Source organism: Nocardioides sp., from assembly GCF_036503465.1.
In the GTDB taxonomy this organism is placed as follows: domain Bacteria; phylum Actinomycetota; class Actinomycetes; order Propionibacteriales; family Nocardioidaceae; genus Nocardioides.
Genome location: NZ_DASXWU010000058.1, coordinates 1 through 21,219, shown reverse-complemented (window position 1 = coordinate 21,219; position 21,219 = coordinate 1). Strand labels below are relative to the sequence as shown.

Sequence of the window (21,219 nt, the reverse complement as noted above, 5' to 3'; positions counted from 1 at the left end):
GGCCCGAGTGTACGAAGGCATCGTCCAGGACCTGATCGACGAGCTCGGCCGGCTCCCGGGCGTGGGTCCCAAGGGAGCGCAGCGGATCGCGTTCCACCTGCTCCAGGCCGAGCCGACCGACGTACGCCGGCTGGCCGAGGTGCTGCTCGAGGTCAAGCAGCGGGTGAAGTTCTGCTCGATCTGCTTCAACGTCTCGGAGGACGACCAGTGCCGCATCTGCCGTGACCCCCGTCGCGACCAGTCGGTGCTGTGCGTCGTGGAGGAGTACAAGGACGTCGTCGCGATCGAGCGCACCAAGGAGTTCCGCGGCCGTTACCACGTGCTCGGTGGCGCGATCTCGCCGATCGACGGCATCGGCCCCGAGCAGCTCCACATCCGCGAGCTGCTCACCCGCCTGGCCGACGGCACCGTCACCGAGGTGATCCTGGCGACCGATCCCAACCTGGAGGGCGAGGCCACCGCGACGTACCTGACCCGTATGCTCAAGCCGTTGGAGTTGCGCATAACCCGCCTGGCGAGCGGGCTCCCGGTCGGAGGAGACCTGGAGTACGCCGACGAGGTCACCCTCGGGCGGGCATTCGCGGGGAGGCGATCAGCAGAATGAAGGAGCCGACCGAGGACGTCGCTCAGCAGCTGGCGCAGGTCGGGGCGTCGTTGCCCAGGATCCAGCCACACGACGAGTTTGCCTCGCAGATCGCCGACCAGGTCGAGAGCTTCCTGATCGCGCTGAAGGCGGTCGCGGTCGAGGGCAACCCGGCCACCGGCATCTCGATGCTGCTGCTCGAGATCAGCCAGCTGCTGCTGGCGGGGGCGCGGCTGGGTGCCCAGGTCGACTTCACGCCCACCACCGACTACCAGCCCGACATCGGCCCCGACCCCGACCTCGACGAGCTGCGGCTCCGGCTGGCCCAGCTGTTCGGCGGCGTCGACACCTACAGCTTCGTGTTCGACCCCTACGACCCCGAGCAGGTCGAGAGCCAGCTCTCCGACGACCTGACCCAGGTCGCGGCCGACCTCGAGAACGGCCTGCGCCACTTCAACCTCGGCAACACCGCCGAGGCCCTGTGGTGGTGGCAGTTCTCCTATGTCTCGTCCTGGGGCAACCTGGCCGGCGCGATCCTGAACGCGCTGCTCTCGATCGTCGCCCACGACCGGCTCGACGTGGAGTTCACAGGCGAGCTCGACCGGGTCGCCGCCGCCAACGAGATGCTCGAGGAGTTCCCCGACGCAGACGGGTGATCGCGCCGGGTGCTGGGATACCCGGTGAGCCGGGTATCCCGTCGCTTCTCAGGGGTTGCAACGGCCGAGGAGCGACGGGAGTGCCCGCATCGGGTGCCTGTGTGGCCTATGGGGGTGGACTGACCCGAGGGCGGATCGAGGCCAGGTCGTGAGTCGACCGCACCCGGCTCCGCTGAGATGGTGGCGGAGCGGCCACGGAGGCCCCGGTAAACTTCCGAGCGGTCGCAGCGTCGCGGCGTACACGTCAGCCAGCTTCTTCGAGGACCCCGTGAACCCGCAGGTAAGCCCATGAGCATCGTCGTGCAGAAGTACGGCGGCTCCTCGGTCGGCGACGCCGCGGGCATCAAGCGGGTGGCCAGGCGCATCGTCGACACCAAGGCCGCGGGTCACGACGTCGTCGTGGTGGTGTCCGCGATGGGCGACACCACCGACGAGCTCCGCGACCTCGCGGAGCAGGTCAGCCCCACGCCGCCGCCGCGCGAGCTCGACATGCTGCTGACCGCCGGCGAGCGGATCTCGATGGCGCTGCTGGCGATGGCGATCGCCGAGCTCGGCCACCACGCACGGTCCTTCACCGGGTCACAGGCGGGCGTGATCACCGACTCGGCCCACGGCAAGGCGAAGATCATCGACATCACCCCCGGCCGGATCGAGAACGCGATCGAGCAGGGCGCGATCGCGATCGTGGCCGGGTTCCAGGGCGTCTCGCAGGACACCAAGGACATCACCACGCTCGGCCGCGGTGCTTCCGACACCACCGCCGTCGCCCTGGCGGCCGCACTCGGCGCCGAGGTCTGCGAGATCTACAGCGACGTCGACGGTGTCTTCTCCGCCGACCCGCGTCTGGTGCCGACCGCGCGCAAGCTCGACCACATCTCGCACGAGGAGATGCTGGAGATGGCGGCCTGCGGCGCGAAGATCCTCCACCTGCGTTGCGTCGAGTACGCCCGCCGCTACGACATCCCGGTCCACGTCCGGTCCTCCTTCTCCCTGAAGGAGGGCACCTGGATCCTGCCCGACCCCCCGGAGGGAGCAGACCCCATGGAGCAGGCCATCATCGCCGGCATCGCCCACGACCGCAGCGAGGCCAAGGTCACCGTCGTCGGGGTCCCCGACAAGGTCGGCGTCGCGGCCCGGGTGTTCGAGGCGCTCGCCGAGGCCGAGATCAACATCGACATGGTCGTGCAGAACATCTCCGCCCAGGCCACCGGCCTCACCGACATCTCCTTCACGCTGCCGCGCACCGACGGCCAGACGGCGATGTCGGCGCTGGCCCGGCTGCAGAGCGAGGTCGGGTACGACCGCCTGATGTACGACGACGAGATCGGCAAGGTCTCCCTGATCGGCGCCGGGATGCGCTCCCACCCGGGCATCACCGCCACGTTCTTCGCGGCCCTGGCCAACGCCGGCGTCAACATCGAGATGATCTCGACCTCCGAGATCCGCATCTCGGTGATCGTCGACCAGGCCGACGTCGCCGCCGCGGTCCAGGCGACGCACACCGCGTTCGACCTCGACAGCGCCGAGGTCGAGGCGGTCGTGTACGGCGGGACCGGCCGATGACTTCCCCCGCGAAATCGCTCGCAGTGCTCGCGCTTCCCCGGGGACCCCGATGAGCCTGAACCTCGGTGTCGTCGGCGCGACCGGGCAGGTCGGGGCCGCCATGCGACAGATCCTGATCGAGCGGGAGTTCCCGATCGGGTCGGTCCGGTTCTTCGCCTCCGCGCGCTCGGCCGGCACCACACTGCCGTTCGGCGACCACGAGATCACCGTCGAGGACGCCGAGACCGCCGACCCGAGCGGCCTCGACCTCGCGCTGTTCTCGGCCGGCGCGACCGCCTCTCGCGCGCTCGCCCCCCGCTTCGCCGATGCCGGCGTCACGGTGATCGACAACTCCTCGGCCTGGCGGATGGACCCCGACGTCCCGCTGGTCGTCTCGGAGGTGAACCCCGACGCGATCGCGGAAGCACGCAAAGGCATCATCGCCAACCCGAACTGCACCACGATGGCCGCGATGCCGGTGCTCAAGCCCCTGCACGACGAGGCGGGGCTCACCCGCCTGGTCGCCTCGACGTACCAAGCGGTCTCCGGCAGCGGGGTCGCCGGCGTCGACGAGCTGGCCGAGCAGATCTCCTCGGCCGGGGACAAGGCGCGCGAGCTGGCCTACGACGGGTCGGCGGTGGCGTTCCCTGAGCCGGTGAAGTACGTCGACACCATCGCCCACAACGTGCTTCCGCTGGCCGGGTCCATCGTCGAGGACGGCGAGGGCGAGACCGACGAGGAGAAGAAGCTCCGCAACGAGTCGCGCAAGATCCTCGGCATCCCCGACCTGCTCGTCTCGGGCACGTGCGTGCGGGTGCCGGTCTTCACCGGCCACAGCCTGTCGATCAACGCCGAGTTCGAGCGGCCGCTGACCGTCGCCCGCGCCACCGAGGTGCTGAGCTCGGCGCCCGGCGTCGAGCTCGCCGACGTGCCCACGCCGCTCCACGCAGCCGGCCGTGACCCGTCGTACGTCGGCCGCCTCCGGCAGGACCCCGGCGTCCCGGACCGACGCGGACTGGTGCTGTTCGTCAGCAACGACAACCTGCGCAAGGGCGCGGCCCTCAACGCCGTCCAGATCGCGGAGCTGCTCGCGGCCTCGCGATAGTACGGATCACCCGGCCGGTCCTCGCCCGGCCCGCGGCCGCCGTGCGATCCGCACTATCGGTCAGCGCGCCCGCTCGCCGGGTTCGACGTACGTCGTGGTGAGCCACCATGCGGCGACGAAGGTGATCATCGCGAGGACCGGTACGGCGATCACGGCCCACCAGTCGTCCAGGACGGGCAGCAGCGCGAGCAGGACCAGGATGACCAGCAGCCCGACGCCGAGGAAGCTGGTGCTGCCGTGCGCGTCGACGCCCAGGATCCTCAGCAGCAGCGAGCCCAGGAGGATCGCGACCACGGTGATCGCGAGCAGGAGGACGAACCCTGGCTTGCCGCAGGACGAGGTGCCGCGCACCGAGGAGCACAGCTGAAGGCTCGCCGACGTCATGCCGACCAGCGCAAGCCCCACTACCGCGCCGGTGAGCAGCGCGACCACCGGTCCCGGCAGATGGAGCCGGACGGGCTCACGGCGCCGGCGACGTCGCGGGGCCTCGATCGCGGCCGGGCTCTCCGGCTCCTCGGTCGTCACGACCGGGCTCTCCCGCTCCTCGGTCGTCACGAGCGGGAGCACGGACGTGTCCTGAGCCGCAGACCCCTCCGGTGTCTCCGCCGGCGCCACTGGCACAGTCTCGGGGCGCGACTTCCGCCTCGGGCGCCGGAAGGCCGACCTCAGGCTCGGCAGCTCGAGCGAGGACTCGGCCTCGTCGCGGTCGCGGCGATCGTCGTCCGCCATACCCGGCAGTCTGCCACCAGGGAGCGGCAGTCCTCAGTGGTGGCGCCTGCGCTCTGGGTGGATCCGTCTACCGAGCGTCGAGGGCGGCAGCACGTCGTCCCGGTGGTCGACCTGAAGGGTGGTGTGCTCGATCCCGAACGTCGACCCGAGCAGCGACTCGATCGTGAGCCGGCGCTCGTGGCAGTCCGCGGAGGCGTCGACCAGCACGTGCGCCGAGAGCGCCGGAAAGCCCGATGTCACCTCCCACACGTGCAGCTCGTGCACGTCGGCGACGTCGTCCACCGCGCGGATCGCCGCCTCGACGACGCCGGCATCGAGCCCGCGCGGCGCGGCCTCGAGGAAGACCCGGGAGCTGTCGCGGAGGAGTCGGTACGCCGCGGCCGCCATCAGCGCCGCGACCACCAGGGCTGCCGCCGCGTCCGCACGCGTCCATCCGGTCCAGCGGATCACGAGGCCGGCGACCAGGGTGGCGACGAACGCGAACAGGTCGGTCACGACGTGCCAGTAAGCGCCGGCCACGTTCAGGCTGCGCCGATCGGCGCGGGCCAGCAGAGCGGCTGCCGCGAGGTTGACCAGGATCCCGACCGCGGCCACCACGGCCAGGGGGGCGCCGGGCACGTCGGGCGGGTCGAGGAGGCGGCGTACGCCACCGATCACGAAGACCACGACGAGCACGGCGAGAGTCAGGCCGTTCACCTGGGCGGAGAGGATCTCCACGCGCCGCAGACCGAAGGTGTAGGCACCCGTCGCCGGTCGCGCCGCCAGACGCATCGCCACCAGGGCCAGCCCGATCGCGCCGGCATCGGTGAGCATGTGCCCCGCGTCGGCGAGCAGCGCCAGCGAGCCGACCACCAGGCCGACCACGACCTCGCCGGCCAGGAACGCGACGATCAGCACCAATGCGCCGGCCAGCAGGCGCCGGTCGGCGTCGCGGCCGATCCCGTGCGCATGGTCGTGCGCCACCGCGCTCCCCTTCCGTCCCGTCCAGTGTCCCGCAGCAGCGGACGCGGCGCGCTTCAGCCGGCCCAGTGTCCCGGGGGCTCCAGGGCCTCCGGCAGCGTCGTACGCCGGTCGCCCGTGGCGCCACCGAGCTGCGTCCGCGTCAGGTAGAGGGCGCCGGCTAGCCGTGCCCCGCGGAGATCGGCGCCACGGATGTCCGCGCCGAGCAGGTCGACCCGGTCCAGGTCGGCGCCGTCGAGCCTGGTCCCGATCAGCAGTGCCCCGCGGAAGGACACGCCCCGGAGGTCGGCCCCACGGAGGTCTGCTCCGCTGAGGTCGTCACCCGCGTGGTCGGCACCACCGAGCCCCTCTCGCGCGAGCCGGCTCGCCTCACGCAGGAGCGGAGCGGTGGCGGCCCGCAGCGCCCCGGCATCGACCTCGGCGAGCGCCTCGGTGCCGGAGGCGGCGGCCGCCTCGACCCGGCCGGTGACGGCGACGAGCTCGTCGCGGATCGGGTCGGAGGTCGGGAGGTCGAGCGCCTCCTGCAGGTACCAGAGCAGCTCGTGCAGTGCCCGCATCACCGGCAGCGCGGCCAGCATCGGCTCCGCCACCTCGTGGTGGACGCGCCAGTCGCGGCCGCCGAACGTCTCCTGGGCGAGACGCTGTCCCGCGCCGAAGCAGTCGTACGCCGTACAGCCGGGGAACCCCTCCGGACGGAGCCGCTCGTGGATCGAGCAGCGGTGGTCCTCGGCGAGGTGCAGGCACGGCACACCCGCCGGCTTGTCGATCGCGAACTCCGAGGACCGCCGAAAGGCCGGAGCCACGCAGCAGAGCGCGAAGCACCGGCCGCACTCGGCACGGAGGGTCGCTCGGGTCGTCACCCGGCCGATTGTCCTCGGGTGGCGTGCGAATGTTCCGTGTCGTCCGCGAGGATGATCCTGGTCCCGATCCGGGTCGTCCGGAGGTGTCCGGCCGTACGATCCCGCCGTGGACGAGTGGACCCGGCTGGCGTACGCCGCACGCAGCGGCGCCGACCGCCATGCGCTCGAGGACTTCGTGCGGGCCACCCAGCAGGATGTCTGGCGGCTCTGCGCGCACCTCGGTGACCGCGACCGGGCGGACGACCTGGCCCAGGAGACCTACGTCCGGGTGCTCCGGTCGCTGTCCGCATTCCGGGGAGAGTCGTCGGTCCGGGCCTGGCTCTTCAGAATCGTGCGCCGCGTCGTCGCCGACGACATCGCCCTGCGACAGCGGCGGCGCCGCGAGCGCTGGGAGTCCGCTCATTCTACGGCGCAGTCGCCGGACCACCAGGGTTCGGTCGCGCTGTACGACCTGCTCGGCTGCCTCGACGCCGAGCGCCGTGCGGCCTTCGTACTCACTCAGGTGCTCGGCTACTCCTACGCCGAGGCCGCCGACGTCTGTGACGTGCCGGTTGGCACGATCCGGTCCCGCGTCGCCCGCGCCCGGACCGTCCTGGTCGCTCTCCTCGGCGACCCGGTGGCACCCGCCGTCGCCGTGCCGGCGTAGCTGACGAACTGACGCTGCCTTCGCCTTTCGAGACCCCTGTCATGCCGACGTAGCAAGTTCTACAGTGCGAGCTGATGGCAACGTACGCCGACCGGGCGAGAATCCCGCTACGCGTCTCCCGCGAGACCCTCGGCATCGCCGCCGGACTGCTCGTCGTCTACCTGGTCTGGGGATCGGTGTACGTCGCGATCCGGTACGTCGTCGAAACCGTGCCGGCGTTGCTGTCCATCGGCCTGAGGTATGTCGTCGCCGGAGCGCTCCTGGCGGCGTACGTCGCCGCGCGGCGCGGACCGGGGCGACTCCGTGCCGACCGGCGCGCGGTCCTGGGCTGCCTCCTGCTGGCGGTGCTGCTCCAGGTGCTGACGAACGGCACGACGACGTGGGCCGAGGCCGCAGGAGTGCAGGCCGGGCCTGCTGCGCTGCTGACCGCCCTCGCCCCGATCGCGATCGTGGTGCTGCGGCTCGGGACGGGTGACCGTCCCGGGGCCGTGACCTGGGTCGGCGTGATCGTCGGCTTCGCCGGCCTGGCGGTGCTGATCCTCGGCGGCCGCGCGGTGCCCGGCTTTCCACTGTGGCCGTCGCTTCTGATCGTGGCCTCGGCGGGCTGCTGGGCGGTGGGCTCCTTCCTACAACCCCGGCTGTGGCTGCCGGAGAGCGCCTCCGCCACCACGGCGTACCAGCTGCTCGCCGGCGGCCTCGTGCTCACCGTGGCCGGCGTCGCCTCCGGGGAACGGACCGACTTCCACTTCCCGGTCGAGACGTGGTGGGTGCTCGGCTACCTGACCGTCTCGTCGGTGGTCTCCTACACGGCCTACGTCTGGCTGCTGCGCCATGCGCCGATCTCGCTGGTCTCGACCCACGCCTACGTCAATCCCGTGGTCGCAGTGCTTCTCGGGTGGGCGTGGCTGGACGAGCCGATCACCTGGCCGGTGGTCGCCGGCGGGGCGGTCGTGCTCGTCGCCGTGGGGCTGGTGATGGCCGAACGCCGCAGTCTGCCCGAGGAGCCCCCAGTCACGTGAGACTGTGCGGGCCAGGTCCCGGCACGACGAGCACACGGAGTCGCGGGTCGCTCAACCGGTACGCCGGCGCAGCAGCGAGCCGCCCAGCGCCCCCGCCCCCAACAGCACCGCGATGATCGACAGCACCAGGGCGGTGGTCGCCTTCCCGTCGCCGGACCCGGAACCCGACGCACCCGCGTCGCCCGAGGAAGGGGCGTCGGCAGACGCCTGACCCGAGGCGGGAAGCAAGGTGAGAGTCGGAGCCGGGTGCTCCGGCTCGGGCTGGCCGTCCGCCGCCGGCGGGTCGATCCAACGCACGATCGTGCCGTCGGAGTAGGTCTGCAGCGTCTTGAAAGTCAGCGACGACACGTCGGGCAGCGGACCGACCGAGACGTCGAACTCGTCGTACTCCCCGGGTTTGAGTGCGTTCGCAGGGCTGTCCGGGGTCCAGGTGATGCTGTAGACACCCTCGGTGACCTGGCCGTCGTCGGTGCTCAGCGGCGTGGCGAGCTTCTTGGTGACGACCTTCGCGTGCCAGCCGGGGTGCGGCCTCACGCTGACCGACGCCAGCGGGTGGTCGATGGGCAGGAAGACCTCGACCTTGGTCGTCGAGGCGGAGTCGGACTCGGTCGGCACCCGGAAGCTCAACGCGATGTAGCCGCCCTGGGTGGCGGTGGCCGGGTTGACGGTGACGTGCGCCCACCCGGGAGCGGCGACGAGGACGAGGCAGGCGGCGCATACCGCGGCCAGGGTGCCGAGGGCGGCCCGCGCCGCCGTCCGCAGAGTGGTCGGGTGCTGCCGCATGGGCGTCCTTCCGTCGTGGCGACCGCTCTCGGCCGCCTGGTCTCGCCCGAGTAGTCGGTCGGCAGGCCGTTCCGGTTCCCGGCGTTCCGTGGGAACTTTCCGCGCCGTTCGGCAGACTCGTCGTTCGTGAGGTGTTCGCAGGCGCGAGAGGCGCTCTCGGCGTGGTACGACGGGGAGCGCGCCGACGCCAACCCGGCGGCCGTCGCCACGCACGCCGCGTCGTGCGACCGGTGTACGGCGTTCCAGCGCGCCCTGGGCGCGGTCGCCGACCTGGTGGACAGCCGCGAGGTCGGGCCAGACCTGGCTCTCACCGTCCCTGGCAGCCACGACGGACCGGCCGTCCGCTCCTGGGTGCTCCTGGGGCTGCGGCTTGCGATCGGGCTGGCCGGCGTCGTCGCTCTGCTGCCGGCGCTCGCCGAGGCGCTGGGGCACACCGACCACGAGGCGCACGAGTCCTTGTCGTTCACCGTGGCCGTCTCGGTCGCCCTGATCTGCGCCGCTGCCCGTCCCGGGCTGGCCCGTGGCTATCTCCCGGTGATCGGCGCCGTGTCGGTCCTGCTGGTGGTGACCAGCGCGATCGACGTGGACGAGGGCCGAATCGCCCTCAGCCACGAGGTGCGGCACCTGAGTGTGCTGGTCGGGTTCGTGCTGGTCGCGATGATGGTGCTGCGTGACTCTCGAGACGCGCGGGACCGATCGCCGCGCCTGCGCCGCCCTCGCTCCGGGCAGGTGACGCAGCGGTCCGTCGTCACCAGGCTCGGCCGATCGGCCCTGCCCGCGCTGAGCGGGACCCTGCTGGCCGCGCTGGTCCTCCTGGTCGGTCCGCCGGCGTCGGCGCACGCGATGCTCGAGAGCAGCACCCCGGCGGCAGACACGGTGCTGCAGGAGGCGCCCGCGTCGGTGGGTCTGGTCTTCAACGAGGACGTCACCCTGCTGCCCGACTCGGTGCGCGTCTTCGGCCCGGACGGCACGCAGGTGGACAACGGTTCGGTCGCACGTGCTCACGGGGACTCGGCCACGGCCGAGGTGGGTGTCCGAAGCGACCTGCCCGACGGCACCTACCTCGTCTCCTACCGCGTCGTCTCCGCCGACTCCCACCCGGTCGAGGGCGCGTACACCTTCGTCGTCGGCCACCCGTCCCGCGCCCCGGCGGCGGCCCCTGTCACCACCGACGGCGGCTCGGGCTCGATCGACGTCGCGCTCGGCTTCTCCCGGTGGCTGTCCTACGCCGGCTCGGCGCTCGGCCTGGGCGGGTTCGGGTTCCTGGTGTGGTGCTGGCCGGCCGGCTGGGCGTCCCGACGGGCCCGCCTCCTGGTCGACGGCGGGGTGGGCGCGCTCGCGGTCGGCACGCTGCTCGCGCTCCTCCTCAAGGGTCCGTACGACGCGGGTCTCGGCCTCGGCAGCGTCTCCGACGGCGCCCTGCTCCGCGAGGTCCTGCGCACGACGTACGGGCGTGCTCTCGACATCCGGCTCTTCCTGATCGCCGCGCTCGTGCTGCTGCTCACCTATCGGGAGCACCTGCCTCGCCGCTGGCTCGTGCCGACACCGGCCGTGCTGCTGGTGGGCGTCGGGGTGACGTTCGCGCTGTGCGGGCACGCCGCGGCGGGCAGCGACCGGCCCATCGCGGTCGCCAGTGACACCGCACATGTGGGCGCGATGAGCCTCTGGCTCGGAGGGCTCGTCCTGCTGCTGGGCGCGGTGCTGGTGCGAGGCTCGCGGCGCGACGTCGTCACGCCGACCGTGCTCAGGTTCTCCACCCTGGCGTCGGGTGCGGTGCTCCTGCTGATCGCGACCGGGGTCTACCAGACCCTTCGCGAGGTCCGGTCCTACGACGTGCTCCTGCACACGCACTACGGGCACGTCCTGCTCGTGAAGCTCGGCATCGTCGCCCTCGCGTTCTTCGCCGCGGCGGGCTCACGGGCGTGGGTGTGGCAGACGACCAACCCGGTGGTGCCCGTCCATGCCGCGACCACGGCCCCGCCCGAGCCGGTCGTCGACGGCCGCCCTCAGCTACGCCGCCTCCGGACCACGGTCGGACTGGAGACGACCATGCTCGTCGGCGTGCTCGTGGCCACCGCGATGCTGGTCACGAGCGATCCCGCGGTCTCGGTACCTCCGCCCCGGCCGGTCTCCGCCAACCTCACCGTCGGTCCCGACCACGTCCGGGTCTCGACGGTCCCCGACGGCGCACATCGGGTCCAGCTGATGCTCCAGGTCACCGACGCGGCCGGGAAGCCGACCGAGCCCAGGGAGGTCGACGCCTCCCTCAGGCTGGACGCCTCGAAGATCGGCCCCCTGCCGGTCACCCTCACCCGGATGGGTCGCGGCGGGCGGATGGGCACCGTGAGCGTCCCGATCCCGGGCGACTGGCAGCTCGCGGTGACCGTCCGCACCTCGGCGATCGACGAGGCCACGGCGTACGTCGACGTCCCGATCGAGTGACCGATCTGGGACCACACACACATGGTCGGGCTGACAGGATTTGAACCTGCGGCCTCCTCGTCCCGAACGAGGCGCGCTACCAAACTGCGCCACAGCCCGATTGCCGCGCCGGCCCCGATCTCGAGGGCACCCGGGGGGCGACAAGCATCGGCGAGCATACCCGAGCGGATCAGGCGGTCCGAATTGCGCCCGCCCCCGGAGCCTCGGCGCGCTCGCGCGACCTCGTTCCTCGGTCGCGTCGCTTGCTCGACCCTCCTTCGCGACCTCGGGCGTTCGTTCCTCACGCCCGACTGCTCAGTCGCAGCAACGTCGCCTCGGGCCGGCAGGCGGTGCGGATCGGGAAGTACGGCGAGGTGCCGAGACCCGCTGAGACGTGCAGCCAGGTCGAGCCCGGGTCCCCGGGCCGGGAGTCGGCCGGGTGGCGGTGCAGGCCTTTGGCGCGCGCGGGCTCGAGGTCGCAGTTGGTGACCAGCGCTCCCCACACCGGCAGGGCGATCTGGCCACCATGGGTGTGCCCGGCGAAGATCGCGTCGTAGCCGTCCGCCGCGAACTGGTCCAGCACCCGCAGGTAGGGCGCGTGGGCCACCGCGATCCGTACGTCCGCGGCGGGGTCGGCCGCCCCGGCGACGGCTGCCAGGTCGTCGTAGCTCAGGTGGGGGTCGTCGACCCCTGCCCAGGCGAAGCCGAGGTCGCCGACCTTGGAGGTCGTGCGCCGGTTGCCGAGGTCGAGCCAGCCGGACGCGGCGAAGGCGTCGACCATGTCGCGCCACGGCAGGGTCGAGGAGGTGACGCGGCGGCCGTCGTCGGGCAGCAGGTAGCGCAGCGGGTTGCGCAGGATCGGCGCGAAGTAGTCGTTCGAGCCCAGCACGAACACACCCGGGACGTCCATCAGCGGACCGAACGCCTCCAGCAGGGGCGGCAGCGAGTCGGGATGGGCGAGGTTGTCGCCGGTGTTCACCACGAGGTCGGGCCGCAGGTCCGCCAGCGACCGGACCCACTCACGCTTGCGCGACTGGCCGGGTGCGAGGTGCACGTCGCTCAGGTGCAGCACCCGCAGGGGCCGGGCGCCGGACGGCAGCAGGGGCACCTCGACGGACCGGAGCGTGTAGGCACGCGCCTCCCACACGGCGTACGCCGTGACCCCGGCGCCGAGGGCGGCGCCGGCACCCAGGGTGTGGGCGAGGAGCCGTCCGGGGGTCACCCGGCAAGGCTGTCACACGTCTGCCCGGCCTGCACAATGGCTCCATGAGCGAGCTGAAGGACCGCCTGCGCACCGACCTCACCACCGCGATCAAGTCCCGCGACGCGGTGCGCTCCTCGACCCTGCGGATGGTGCTCTCGGCGATCACGAACGCCGAGGTCGCCGGCAAGGAGGCCCGCGAGCTGAGCGACGACGACGTCATCGGCGTGCTCTCGACCGAGGCGAAGAAGCGTCGCGAGGCGGCGACCGCGTTCGCCGACGGCGGCCGCACCGAGCTCGCCGACAAGGAGACGGCCGAGGCGGCGGTGATCGCCGACTACCTCCCCGAGCAGCTCGACGCCGCCGCGATCACGGAGATCGTCACCGCCGCGATCCAGCAGACCGGCGCGGCCGCGGAGGGGATGCGGGCGATGGGCAAGGTGATGGGCGTGGTCCAGCCCCAGGTGCGCGGCCGCGCCGACGGCGCCGCGGTGGCGGCGGAGGTCAAGCGACAGCTGGAGTGAGCAGCCGTGCCCGAGGAACGAAGGCACGGCGTGGGCGAGCGAAGGGTTGCCCTTCGAGACGCCTCGTCCTTCGGCTCCTCAGGAACCGCGAGCGACGCGGCTGAGGGACGAAGCCGCACGAGCGCGTCGAAACCCGCTCCGGTGCCTGGGGCCCCGCGCCGACGTCCTAGTGGTTCCCGTGCCCGTGGCCGTGTCCGTTGCCCGGGCCGCTGGTGGGCCCGTTGTTGCCACCGCTGGGCTTGGGCGGCACGTACGGCGTGCCGTCGGACCGGTAGATCGTCACCGCCGTGCCGCTCGCGACCTGTGAGCCGCCCTGCGGGTCGGTGTAGGCCACGGTGTCCTTCGGGTAGCCCGAGTCGCGGTAGCCGCCGTCCACGACGGTGAAACCGGCCTGCTTGAGCTGCGAGGCCGCCTGGTCGTAGGGCAGGCCGCCGACGTCGGGCATCGTGGTCAGCACGCCGTTGACCTCGTTGCCGTTCGGCGGGGTGAACGTCGCGTCCGGTAGCCACTGCTGGATGACCCGCATCGCGTCGTACCACATCGGCCCCGCCGTGGTGGAGCCGTGCGCCGTCGGGACGTAGGCGCCGGCGAGCAGCTGGCCGTTCAGGGTGACCCAGTGGCCCAGTCGGTTGGCACCCGCGATCATCGAGGCGGCCGCGAGGTTGGGGGTGTAGCCCATGTACCACACCGACATGTTGTTGTCGTTGGTTCCGGTCTTGGCCGCCGACTCCTGGTTCAGGATCAGGTTGGCGCCGAAACCCGTCGGCGACTGGACGCCGCGGAGCACGTCGTTGACGGCGTCTGCGACCGGGGCGGCGATCACCTGCTGGCACTGCTGCGGGTAGGTCTTGAGCTCGTGGCCGTCGGAGTCGTCGATGGAGACCACCGGGCGCGGGTCGCAGTGCAGGCCGCGGGCCGCGAACGTGGCGTATGCGTCGGCGAGCTCGAGCGGGCTCACCGAGGAGACGCCGAGCGTGAACGACGGCACCATCTCGCGGGCCTTGTCGTGGAGCGGGATGCCCATCTTCTTGGCGAGCTGGTACGGCTCGCAGAGACCGGTCTGGAGCTCCAGCTTGGCGAAGTACGTGTTCACCGACTCCTGGGTGCCGGTGTAGGCGTTCATCGACAGGTTGCCGATCGTCGAGCTGTGCACGTCCCAGGTGTCGGTGCTCGTGAAGTGCTTGCCGCCGCAGACCCGGTACTCGCTCATCGGGATCTTCTCCTCCATGGGGGCGTACATGCGCTGGGAGAGCGGGTAGCCCTGCTGGATCGCCGACGCGAGCACGAACGCCTTGAACGTAGATCCAGGCTGGAAGCCGGCGGAGTCGCCGTACTGCTGCGGCACGGTGTAGTTGAGGAACGTCTGGCCGGCGGCGGCGTCGCGGCCCATCGGCCGGGACTGGGACAGCGCCTTGACGTCGCCGGTGCCCGGCTCGACCATCGCGAGCGCGCCGATCGCCTGGTCCTTGGCGAAGACGTGGTGGTGCACGGACTCGTCGGCGGCCCGTTGGAAGCGCGGGTCGATCGTGGTGTGGATGGTGAGCCCGCCGGTGTAGATCAGCTTGCGGCGCGCGGCGACGCTCTTGCCGAGCGACGGGTCGTGCTCGAGGTAGTTGACGACGTAGTCGCAGAAGAACGGGGCGCTGGAGTTGATGCAGCCGTTGGGGGTCGGCACCGGGTGGAGGCCGAGCGGCTGCCTCTTGTACTTGTCGGCCTTGTGCTGGGAGATCACGTGGAGCTGGGCCAGCCGGTCGAGCACCACGTTACGGCGCTGCAGACCGCGGTCGGGGTTGCGCAGGGGGTCGTAGCCGGTGGGGTTCTTCACCAGGCCGGCCAGCGTCGCGCCTTGCTCCCAGGTCAGGTCCTTGGCGTTGGTCCCGAAGTAGTGCCGGGCCGCGGCCTGTACGCCGTACGCGCCGTCACCGAAGTAGGCGATGTTGAGGTAGCGCTCGAGGATCCAGTCCTTGGAGTAGTGCTGCTCGAAGGCGATCGCGTAGCGCAGCTCGGTGAGCTTGCGGGCGTAGGTGTCGGCGGTGGCCGCCTTGCGCTCCTTGGCCGTCTTCGCCTGGTTCAGCAGCGTCATCTTGACCATCTGCTGGGTGATCGACGACCCGCCCTGCACCACGCCGCCGGTGGACTGGTTGGTGATCAGCGCGCGCAAGGTGCCCTTCAGGTCGAGGGCGCCGTGCTGGTAGAAGCGGTAGTCCTCGATCGCCAGGATCGACTTGACCATCGGCCGCGAGATCTGGCTGAGCGGGACGTTGATCCGGTTCTCGTCGTACAGCGTGGCGATCGTCTGGCCGTTGGGGTCGACCAGCTTGGTCTGCTGCGCGAGCGGCTCGGTGCGCAACTCGGCCGGCAGCGACTCCACGGTGCGGGAGATGTCCTTGGAGGCGATCCCGAGCACACCCGCGAAGGGGATCGCCAGGCCGGCCACGACCACGCCCATCACCGCCGCGACCACGGCCATCACGCCCAGGTGGGACGCGACGCGAGACGCCGGAAGCCGCTCCTCGGGGGGCAGGGTCATGCCCAAGAGACTACGTGAGAGGGCGAAGCCCTGCCCATTCTCGACCCCCGCCTACTAGTCCGATGGGACTACGGGGATCAACCCGGATTGGTCTGTCCCCGGCCCTCGTCGGTTCTTTACCTTGGTGCCTCGACTGAAACATCCGTTCGGGCGGATGGCTTCATGGGGAAGCATCAGTCAGCCTGACGATCGTGGGGACGTCATTATGTGGAATCAAGATTGGGCTGCCCAGGCCGCGTGCCGTGGTCAGCAACCCGACAAGCTGTTCGTCCGTGGTGCCGAGCAGAACAAGGCCAAGCAGGTTTGCGGTGCGTGCCCTGTGCGCACCGAGTGCCTCGCCGAGGCTCTCGACAACCAGATCGAGTGGGGCGTCTGGGGCGGGATGACCGAGCGCGAACGCCGAGCCCTGCTTCGCCGCCGTCCGAACGCATCATGGCGGGCCGTTCTCGAGCAGGCTCGTGAGCAGCACGCCGGTGTGGTCGTCAGCGCCTGAGCCGCGCTGACGAAGACACCGACAAAGACAGCTTCACCGTCGGGTAACCGGCGTCAGGTCGGCCGCTCCCCCGCCAAGAGCGCGCCGACCTGGCGCAACCCGGCCAGGTCGTGCACGTCGCCCGCGAGGGCCGGTACGACGGTCGTCGGCACCTGCGGGTGCGCCGCCTCGAAGCGGCTCCGCAGCCGGGCCTCCCGCTCGACCATCTGCACGCGGTCCGCGTGAAGCCGCAGCAGACCCGCGGTCAGCGAGTCCGCGTCGTCCTTGCGCAGCCGTCGAGCGGCCGTCATCGCCTCCTCCGCGGACACGTCGCCGAACGGCTGAGGGCTCGCCCGGTTGACCACCAGCCCGGCCAGCGGCATGTCGTCCTCGCTGAGGCGCTCCACGAAGTACGCCGCCTCGCGCAGCGCGTCGGGCTCCGGCGCCGCCACGACCAGGAACGCCGTCCCGTCGGCCTGCAGCAGCTCGAAGGTCTTCTGCGCCCGCTGCCGGAAACCACCGAAGAGGGTGTCGAACGCCGCCACGAACGTCTGCATGTCGCGCAGCACCTGCGCCCCGAGGATCTTGGTGAGCGTGTTCGTCACCATCCCGAACCCGGCCGTCATCAACCGCGCCGGCCCCTTCGCGGGGGCGAGGAGCAGCTTGATGAAGCGACCGTCGAGAAAGCTGGACAGCCGCTCCGGCGCGTCGAGGAAGTCCAGCGCCGAGCGCGAGGGCGGGGTGTCCACGACGATCAGGTCGTAACTGCCGTCCCGCCGGGCGTCGGCATGGATCTGGCCGAGCTTCTCCATCGCCATGTACTCCTGTGTCCCGGCAAAGGAGCTCGAGAGGGCGATGTAGAAGGGGTTCCGCAGGATCTGCCGGGCCTTCTCCGGGCTGGCCTGGCTCTCGACCACCTCGTCGAAGGTGCGCTTCATGTCCAGCATCATCGCGTCCATCCGGGGGGCTCCGCCCCCCGGAGACCCCCCGTCCTTACCTGCCATCCGGGGGGCTCCACCCCCCGGAGACTTCCCACCTTGGTCGGCTGTCTCGGCGCCGAAGCCGTCCGCCCAGTGGAGGCCGTCGACGGGGCGCGGAGTGTTGTCCAGCTCCTCGATGCCCATCGACTGCGCGAGCCGCCGGGCCGGGTCGATGGTGAGGACGACGACCCGTCGGCCGCGCTCGGCTGCCCGCAGTCCGAGGGCGGCCGAGGTGGTGGTCTTGCCGACGCCGCCCGACCCGCAGCAGACGATGATCCCGGTGTGCGGGTCGTCGAGAAGCCGATCGATGTCGAGGACCCGCCCACCGGTCAGCGACTGCGGCCCGACGCGACTGTGCGCCCTCATGCCAGGCCCTGGTCGCGGAGGATTCCGGCCAGCTCGTAGAGCCCGCCCAGGTCGACGCCGCCGACGAGCAGAGGCAGCTCGTACGTCGGTACGTCGAGCTCGCCGACGAGGGCCCGCTGTGCCTCCTCGAGAGCGCGGCGTTCGGCGTGGTCGCGGGCCTCGGTGAGGAGCCCGGCGACCAGCTCGGCGTCCCCGGAGAGGCCCCCGCGCGTGAGGGCCGCGGCGAGCTTGCGCTTGGTCACCTTGCCGGCGCGGACCGCGGCCAGGTCGTCCTCGTCGAGATCCCGCGGGCGCACCTGGTTGACGACGACACCGCCCACGGGCAGCCCGTGCTTGCGCAGCTCGGCGATGCCGTCGGTCGTCTCCTGCACGGGCATCTCCTCGAGCACGGTGACCAGGTGGACCGTGGTGCGCTCGGAGTGGAACAGCGTGGTGACCGAGTCGGCCTGGCTCTTGATCGGTCCCATCCGGGCGAGACCGGCCAGCTCCTGGTTGACGCCGAGGAACGGCGCGATCCGGCCGGTCGGCGGCGCATCGAGCACGACCGCGTCATAGGTGATGGCCTTCTTGTTCCGTGCGTTCCGCTTGGTCGCCTCGTAGACCTTGCCGGTCAGCAGCACGTCTCGGACGCCCGGCGCGATGGTCGTCGCGAACTCGACCACTCCGAACCGGTCCAGCGCCTTCCCCGCGCGGCCGAGCTTGTAGTACATCGAGAGGTACTCCAGCAGCGCCGACTCCGGATCGATGTGCAGCGCGTGCACGACGCCGCCGCGCTGCCCGTCGGGCCCGGGCAGTCCGGTGGCGATGCGGCGCTCGGCGTACGGGAGGGGCTCGACGTCGAACATCCGGGCGATGCCCTGGCGGCCCTCTACCTCGCAGAGCAGGACGTCCCGCCCGGTCGAGGCGAGGCCGAGCGCGAGCGACGCGGCGACGGTGGACTTCCCGGTGCCGCCCTTCCCCGTGACGATGTGCAGGCGCACCTGCGGGAAGTCGCGGCTCGGCACCCTCCGAGCGTAGTGGCGCGGATATCTCGGGGGACCGCCCTCTCGGGTGGGCGCGGCTGGGGGCGTGGCTGAGTCAAGGTTTCCGGAGAACGCTCGCACCAACCCCCGGCGGCCCCTACCGTCATGGCCCGGGGGAGCACGATGGACTGGACCAGACTGGAGGTCGACGGGCGGGTCACGGCACTCGCGCGCGGCCTGTGTGCGGGCGTCGCCACGGACGGCGATGCGTTCGTCGTGCCGTTGCGCCTCCCGCACCCCGCCGCCCGGAGGTACGACGGGTTGCAGCTCGACTCGTTCGGCGTCCTCGGCGTGGCCCAGGGCGAGCACACCTGGCTGACCGGGCGCGGCGCGGACGGCAGGCTGCACCTGTGGGCGGCGTACACGGACGGATCGATGTTCGTGCCCCACTCGCTCGAGGCGGTCGACGCGGTGTGGGCCGCGCCGCTGCTCGACGCGCACGCGGGCCAGGTCCTCACGACCTGTCTCGACGGCGGTGCCTGGCGGCTGCGGATCCACCAGCGGGAGGACGCGATCCTGGGCGGCCGCGCTCAGGCCCCCGACCTTTCCCTGGATGGAGACCCTGGCACGAGACTCGCCTTCGCGTTCTACGAGCGTGATCCGGTCGTCGTCGCCGGTCCGCTCGGCGACGACGGCGCGCCGCACGCCCTGTCCCTGAGCCGGGCCGACCGCGAGTGGCGGCGCATCCACCTCGCACCGACGCCGACCGCGCTCTGCTCGGTGGCGACCGGCCAGTTCGGCCGGCACACCTGGGTCGCGGGACATCTCGACGGTCACCCCGTCGTCTACGAGGTGCTGCCGCTGCCCTTCCGGGGGCTGCTCCGGTCCTCGCTCGTCGAGCTGCCCCGGCTCGAGCTGGCTCCGGACTCGTTGGGACACCGTCCGGTCGTGCTGGTCGACGAGGCGCAGCACGACAGCCCGGTCTTCGTGGCGGCTCTTCCGCGGGGCAACCGGCTGTGCTGGTACGACGGCACCGAGTGGAAGGCCCATCCGGTCCCCGACGGTCGGGTGCGCAGCGCCTGCGTCTCCGGGGGTTCCGTGCACGTCCTGGTCGACGGCGCCGTCTGGTCGCTGCCTGACCTCACCTGAGCTCCTCGTCGGTCGAGCTGGGGCAACCGTGGAATCCCGAGGTCACCGCCCCAGGCACCGTCACCGGTTTCGACACGCTCGCGCGCCTTCGTCCTTCGCGACGCCGAGCCCTCGTCCCTCGGGCTCGGCTGCTCAGGCATGACAGGATGCCGATCAGGAGGTGCGTGGATGGACAAGGTCGTGGCGAGTGCCGCGGACGCGGTCGCCGATGTCCCGGACGGGGCAACGCTGGCGGTGGGCGGTTTCGGGCTGTGCGGGGTGCCGTCGGTGCTGATCGAGGCGGTGCTCGCATCGGGCGCGAAGGACCTCGAGGCGGTGTCGAACAACTGCGGCGTCGACGAGTGGGGGCTGGGTCGGCTGCTGATGGAGCGGCGGCTGCGGCGGATGATCTCGTCGTACGTGGGCGAGAACAAGGAGTTCGCGCGGCAGTACCTCCACGGCGAGCTCGAGGTCGAGCTGACGCCCCAGGGCACCCTGGCCGAGCGGATGCGGGCCGGCGGCTCGGGGATCCCGGCGTTCTACACGGCGACCGGCGGCGGCACGCAGGTGGCCGAGGGCGGACTGCCGTGGAAGTACGACACCGACGGCAACGTGATCGTGTCCTCGCCGCCGAAGGAGACGCGCGACTTCAACGGTCGCGAGTACGTCCTCGAGGCGGCCATCGTCGCCGACTTCGGCCTGGTGCGGGCCTGGAAGGGCGACCGGCACGGCAACCTCGTCTACCGGGAGTCGGCGCGGAACTTCAACCCGCTGGCGGCGATGTGCGGCCGGGTCACGATCGCCGAGGTGGAGCACCTCGTGGAGCCCGGCGAGATCAAGCCCGAGGACGTCCACACGCCGGGGGTCTACGTGCAGCGCGTCGTGGCGCTGACTCCCGAGCAGGCGGCCGACAAGAAGATCGAGAAGCGTACGACGTGCCCACGGCCCGACGGCGCCCCCGCGGCGGCGGGTGTGACCGGGACGGAGGCCTGACATGGCGTGGACCCGCGAGCAGATGGCCGCCCGGGCGGCGTCGGAGCTGACCGACGGCTCCTACGTCAACCTCGGCATCGGCCTGCCCACCCTGGTGCCCAACTACGTCGCGGACGACGTCGAGCTGGTGCTGCAGAGCGAGAACGGCATCCTCGGCGTCGGCGCCTACCCCTATGAGGGCGACGAGGATCCCGACCTGATCAACGCCGGGAAGGAGACGGTCACGCTGCGCAAGGGTGCGTCGTTCTTCGACTCGGCCACGTCGTTCGGGATGATCCGGGGCGGCAAGATCGACGCCGCGATCCTGGGCGCCATGCAGGTCTCGGCCAAGGGAGACATCTCGAACTGGATGATCCCCGGGAAGATGGTCAAGGGCATGGGCGGCGCGATGGACCTGGTCCACGGCGCCAAGCGGGTGATCGTGCTGATGGAGCACGTCGCTAAAGACGGCTCGAAGAAGATCCTGAACGAGTGCGACCTGCCCTACACCGGCCGCGGCGTCGTGCAGCGGATCATCACCGACCTGTGCGTGCTGGACGTGACCCCCGAGGGGCTGAGGCTCGTCGAGCTCGCCCCCGACGTCACCCTCGACGAGGTGCGGGAGAAGACGGAGCCCGAGATCTCGGCCTGAGGTTCGCGAACTCGTGGCCGGCAGGCCGTCGCCACGGGGCGAGTCGTTCGTTGAGTACGGCGTGCACCGCCCCGGCGGGTCGCCCGGACGCCTCCTCTCCCTGTGTGTGACCGGGTCCCGCCGGGCTG

20 protein-coding genes and 1 tRNA gene are annotated in these 21,219 nt (G+C 71.4%); 12 read left to right on the top strand and 9 right to left on the bottom strand.

Features of this window, described 5'->3' with window-relative positions; genetic code table 11:
- Window positions 1-7 precede the first annotated feature (7 nt).
- From recR to VGK78_RS11375, 4 genes are all read left to right on the top strand, one after another.
- On the top strand, window positions 8-604 hold the full coding sequence (gene recR / locus VGK78_RS11390; RefSeq protein WP_331527751.1) for a recombination mediator RecR: 597 nt from the start codon (window positions 8-10) through the stop codon (window positions 602-604).
- Complete coding sequence (locus tag VGK78_RS11385) at window positions 601-1,239, top strand: DUF5063 domain-containing protein (RefSeq protein WP_331527750.1); 639 nt, start codon at window positions 601-603, stop codon at window positions 1,237-1,239. The genes recR and VGK78_RS11385 overlap by 4 nt, the downstream gene beginning before the upstream one ends.
- A 288-nt stretch (window positions 1,240-1,527) precedes the next feature.
- A complete protein-coding gene (locus tag VGK78_RS11380) occupies window positions 1,528-2,802 on the top strand; it encodes an aspartate kinase (RefSeq protein ID WP_331527749.1) in 1,275 nt (424 codons plus the stop codon).
- A gap of 49 nt (window positions 2,803-2,851) precedes the next feature.
- A complete protein-coding gene (locus VGK78_RS11375) occupies window positions 2,852-3,886 on the top strand; it encodes an aspartate-semialdehyde dehydrogenase (RefSeq protein WP_331527748.1) in 1,035 nt (344 codons plus the stop codon).
- A gap of 60 nt (window positions 3,887-3,946) precedes the next feature.
- Here VGK78_RS11375 and VGK78_RS11370 read toward each other — a convergent pair whose 3' ends face one another.
- Genes VGK78_RS11370 through VGK78_RS11360 form a run of 3 tightly spaced genes read right to left on the bottom strand, consistent with a single transcriptional unit; the run spans window position 3,947 to window position 6,435 of the window.
- Complete coding sequence (locus VGK78_RS11370; protein ID WP_331527747.1) at window positions 3,947-4,615, bottom strand: hypothetical protein; 669 nt, start codon at window positions 4,613-4,615, stop codon at window positions 3,947-3,949.
- A 33-nt stretch (window positions 4,616-4,648) separates the two neighbouring features.
- Window positions 4,649-5,578: a cation diffusion facilitator family transporter gene (locus tag VGK78_RS11365; protein WP_331527746.1), complete on the bottom strand. Its 930-nt coding sequence runs from the start codon at window positions 5,576-5,578 to the stop codon at window positions 4,649-4,651.
- A 53-nt stretch (window positions 5,579-5,631) separates the two neighbouring features.
- Window positions 5,632-6,435, bottom strand: a complete 804-nt coding sequence (locus VGK78_RS11360; RefSeq protein ID WP_331527745.1) for a pentapeptide repeat-containing protein — start codon at window positions 6,433-6,435, stop codon at window positions 5,632-5,634.
- A 106-nt stretch (window positions 6,436-6,541) separates the two neighbouring features.
- Between VGK78_RS11360 and VGK78_RS11355 the strand changes: the two genes are divergently transcribed.
- Both VGK78_RS11355 and VGK78_RS11350 read left to right on the top strand, forming a co-directional pair.
- Window positions 6,542-7,081 carry a sigma-70 family RNA polymerase sigma factor gene (locus tag VGK78_RS11355; protein WP_331527744.1) on the top strand — a complete coding sequence of 180 codons (540 nt, stop codon included), beginning with the start codon at window positions 6,542-6,544 and terminating at the stop codon, window positions 7,079-7,081.
- Between the two features lie 74 nt (window positions 7,082-7,155).
- Window positions 7,156-8,100 (top strand): EamA family transporter, encoded by a 945-nt coding sequence (locus VGK78_RS11350; RefSeq protein ID WP_331527743.1) that lies wholly within the window; start codon window positions 7,156-7,158, stop codon window positions 8,098-8,100.
- Between the two features lie 51 nt (window positions 8,101-8,151).
- On the opposite strand, the gene VGK78_RS11345 is transcribed toward VGK78_RS11350, so the two are convergent.
- Window positions 8,152-8,883, bottom strand: a complete 732-nt coding sequence (locus tag VGK78_RS11345; protein WP_331527742.1) for a YcnI family protein — start codon at window positions 8,881-8,883, stop codon at window positions 8,152-8,154.
- A gap of 126 nt (window positions 8,884-9,009) precedes the next feature.
- Between VGK78_RS11345 and VGK78_RS11340 the strand changes: the two genes are divergently transcribed.
- Window positions 9,010-11,325, top strand: a complete 2,316-nt coding sequence (locus VGK78_RS11340; protein WP_331527741.1) for a copper resistance protein CopC — start codon at window positions 9,010-9,012, stop codon at window positions 11,323-11,325.
- Between the two features lie 22 nt (window positions 11,326-11,347).
- On the opposite strand, the gene VGK78_RS11335 is transcribed toward VGK78_RS11340, so the two are convergent.
- A tRNA-Pro gene (locus VGK78_RS11335) sits at window positions 11,348-11,424 on the bottom strand.
- Between the two features lie 181 nt (window positions 11,425-11,605).
- Entirely contained in the window at window positions 11,606-12,526 is a 921-nt protein-coding gene (locus tag VGK78_RS11330; RefSeq protein WP_331527740.1) for a metallophosphoesterase, read from the bottom strand.
- 44 nt (window positions 12,527-12,570) lie between these two features.
- Between VGK78_RS11330 and VGK78_RS11325 the strand changes: the two genes are divergently transcribed.
- On the top strand, window positions 12,571-13,029 hold the full coding sequence (locus VGK78_RS11325; RefSeq protein ID WP_331527739.1) for a GatB/YqeY domain-containing protein: 459 nt from the start codon (window positions 12,571-12,573) through the stop codon (window positions 13,027-13,029).
- Window positions 13,030-13,195: 166 nt separating this feature from the next.
- On the opposite strand, the gene VGK78_RS11320 is transcribed toward VGK78_RS11325, so the two are convergent.
- Window positions 13,196-15,559 (bottom strand): penicillin-binding protein, encoded by a 2,364-nt coding sequence (locus VGK78_RS11320; protein WP_331527738.1) that lies wholly within the window; start codon window positions 15,557-15,559, stop codon window positions 13,196-13,198.
- A 202-nt stretch (window positions 15,560-15,761) separates the two neighbouring features.
- On the opposite strand from VGK78_RS11320, the gene VGK78_RS11315 reads away from it, so the two are divergent.
- Window positions 15,762-16,052, top strand: coding sequence for a WhiB family transcriptional regulator (locus VGK78_RS11315; protein WP_331527781.1), 291 nt, complete (start codon window positions 15,762-15,764; stop codon window positions 16,050-16,052).
- 53 nt (window positions 16,053-16,105) lie between these two features.
- On the opposite strand, the gene VGK78_RS11310 is transcribed toward VGK78_RS11315, so the two are convergent.
- Both VGK78_RS11310 and VGK78_RS11305 read right to left on the bottom strand, forming a co-directional pair.
- Window positions 16,106-17,377: an ArsA family ATPase gene (locus tag VGK78_RS11310; RefSeq protein WP_331527737.1), complete on the bottom strand. Its 1,272-nt coding sequence runs from the start codon at window positions 17,375-17,377 to the stop codon at window positions 16,106-16,108.
- Window positions 17,374-18,381: an ArsA family ATPase gene (locus VGK78_RS11305; protein ID WP_331527736.1), complete on the bottom strand. Its 1,008-nt coding sequence runs from the start codon at window positions 18,379-18,381 to the stop codon at window positions 17,374-17,376. Before VGK78_RS11305 ends, VGK78_RS11310 begins: the two co-directional genes overlap by 4 nt.
- 141 nt (window positions 18,382-18,522) lie before the next feature.
- On the opposite strand from VGK78_RS11305, the gene VGK78_RS11300 reads away from it, so the two are divergent.
- The 3 genes from VGK78_RS11300 to VGK78_RS11290 all read left to right on the top strand — a co-directional run bounded on the left by VGK78_RS11300 (window position 18,523) and on the right by VGK78_RS11290 (window position 21,091).
- Window positions 18,523-19,488, top strand: coding sequence for a hypothetical protein (locus VGK78_RS11300; RefSeq protein WP_331527735.1), 966 nt, complete (start codon window positions 18,523-18,525; stop codon window positions 19,486-19,488).
- A gap of 168 nt (window positions 19,489-19,656) precedes the next feature.
- Window positions 19,657-20,460 (top strand): CoA transferase subunit A, encoded by an 804-nt coding sequence (locus VGK78_RS11295; RefSeq protein WP_331527734.1) that lies wholly within the window; start codon window positions 19,657-19,659, stop codon window positions 20,458-20,460.
- Between the two features lies 1 nt (window position 20,461).
- Window positions 20,462-21,091: a CoA transferase subunit B gene (locus VGK78_RS11290; protein ID WP_331527733.1), complete on the top strand. Its 630-nt coding sequence runs from the start codon at window positions 20,462-20,464 to the stop codon at window positions 21,089-21,091.
- The last annotated feature ends 128 nt before the right edge of the window (window positions 21,092-21,219 follow it).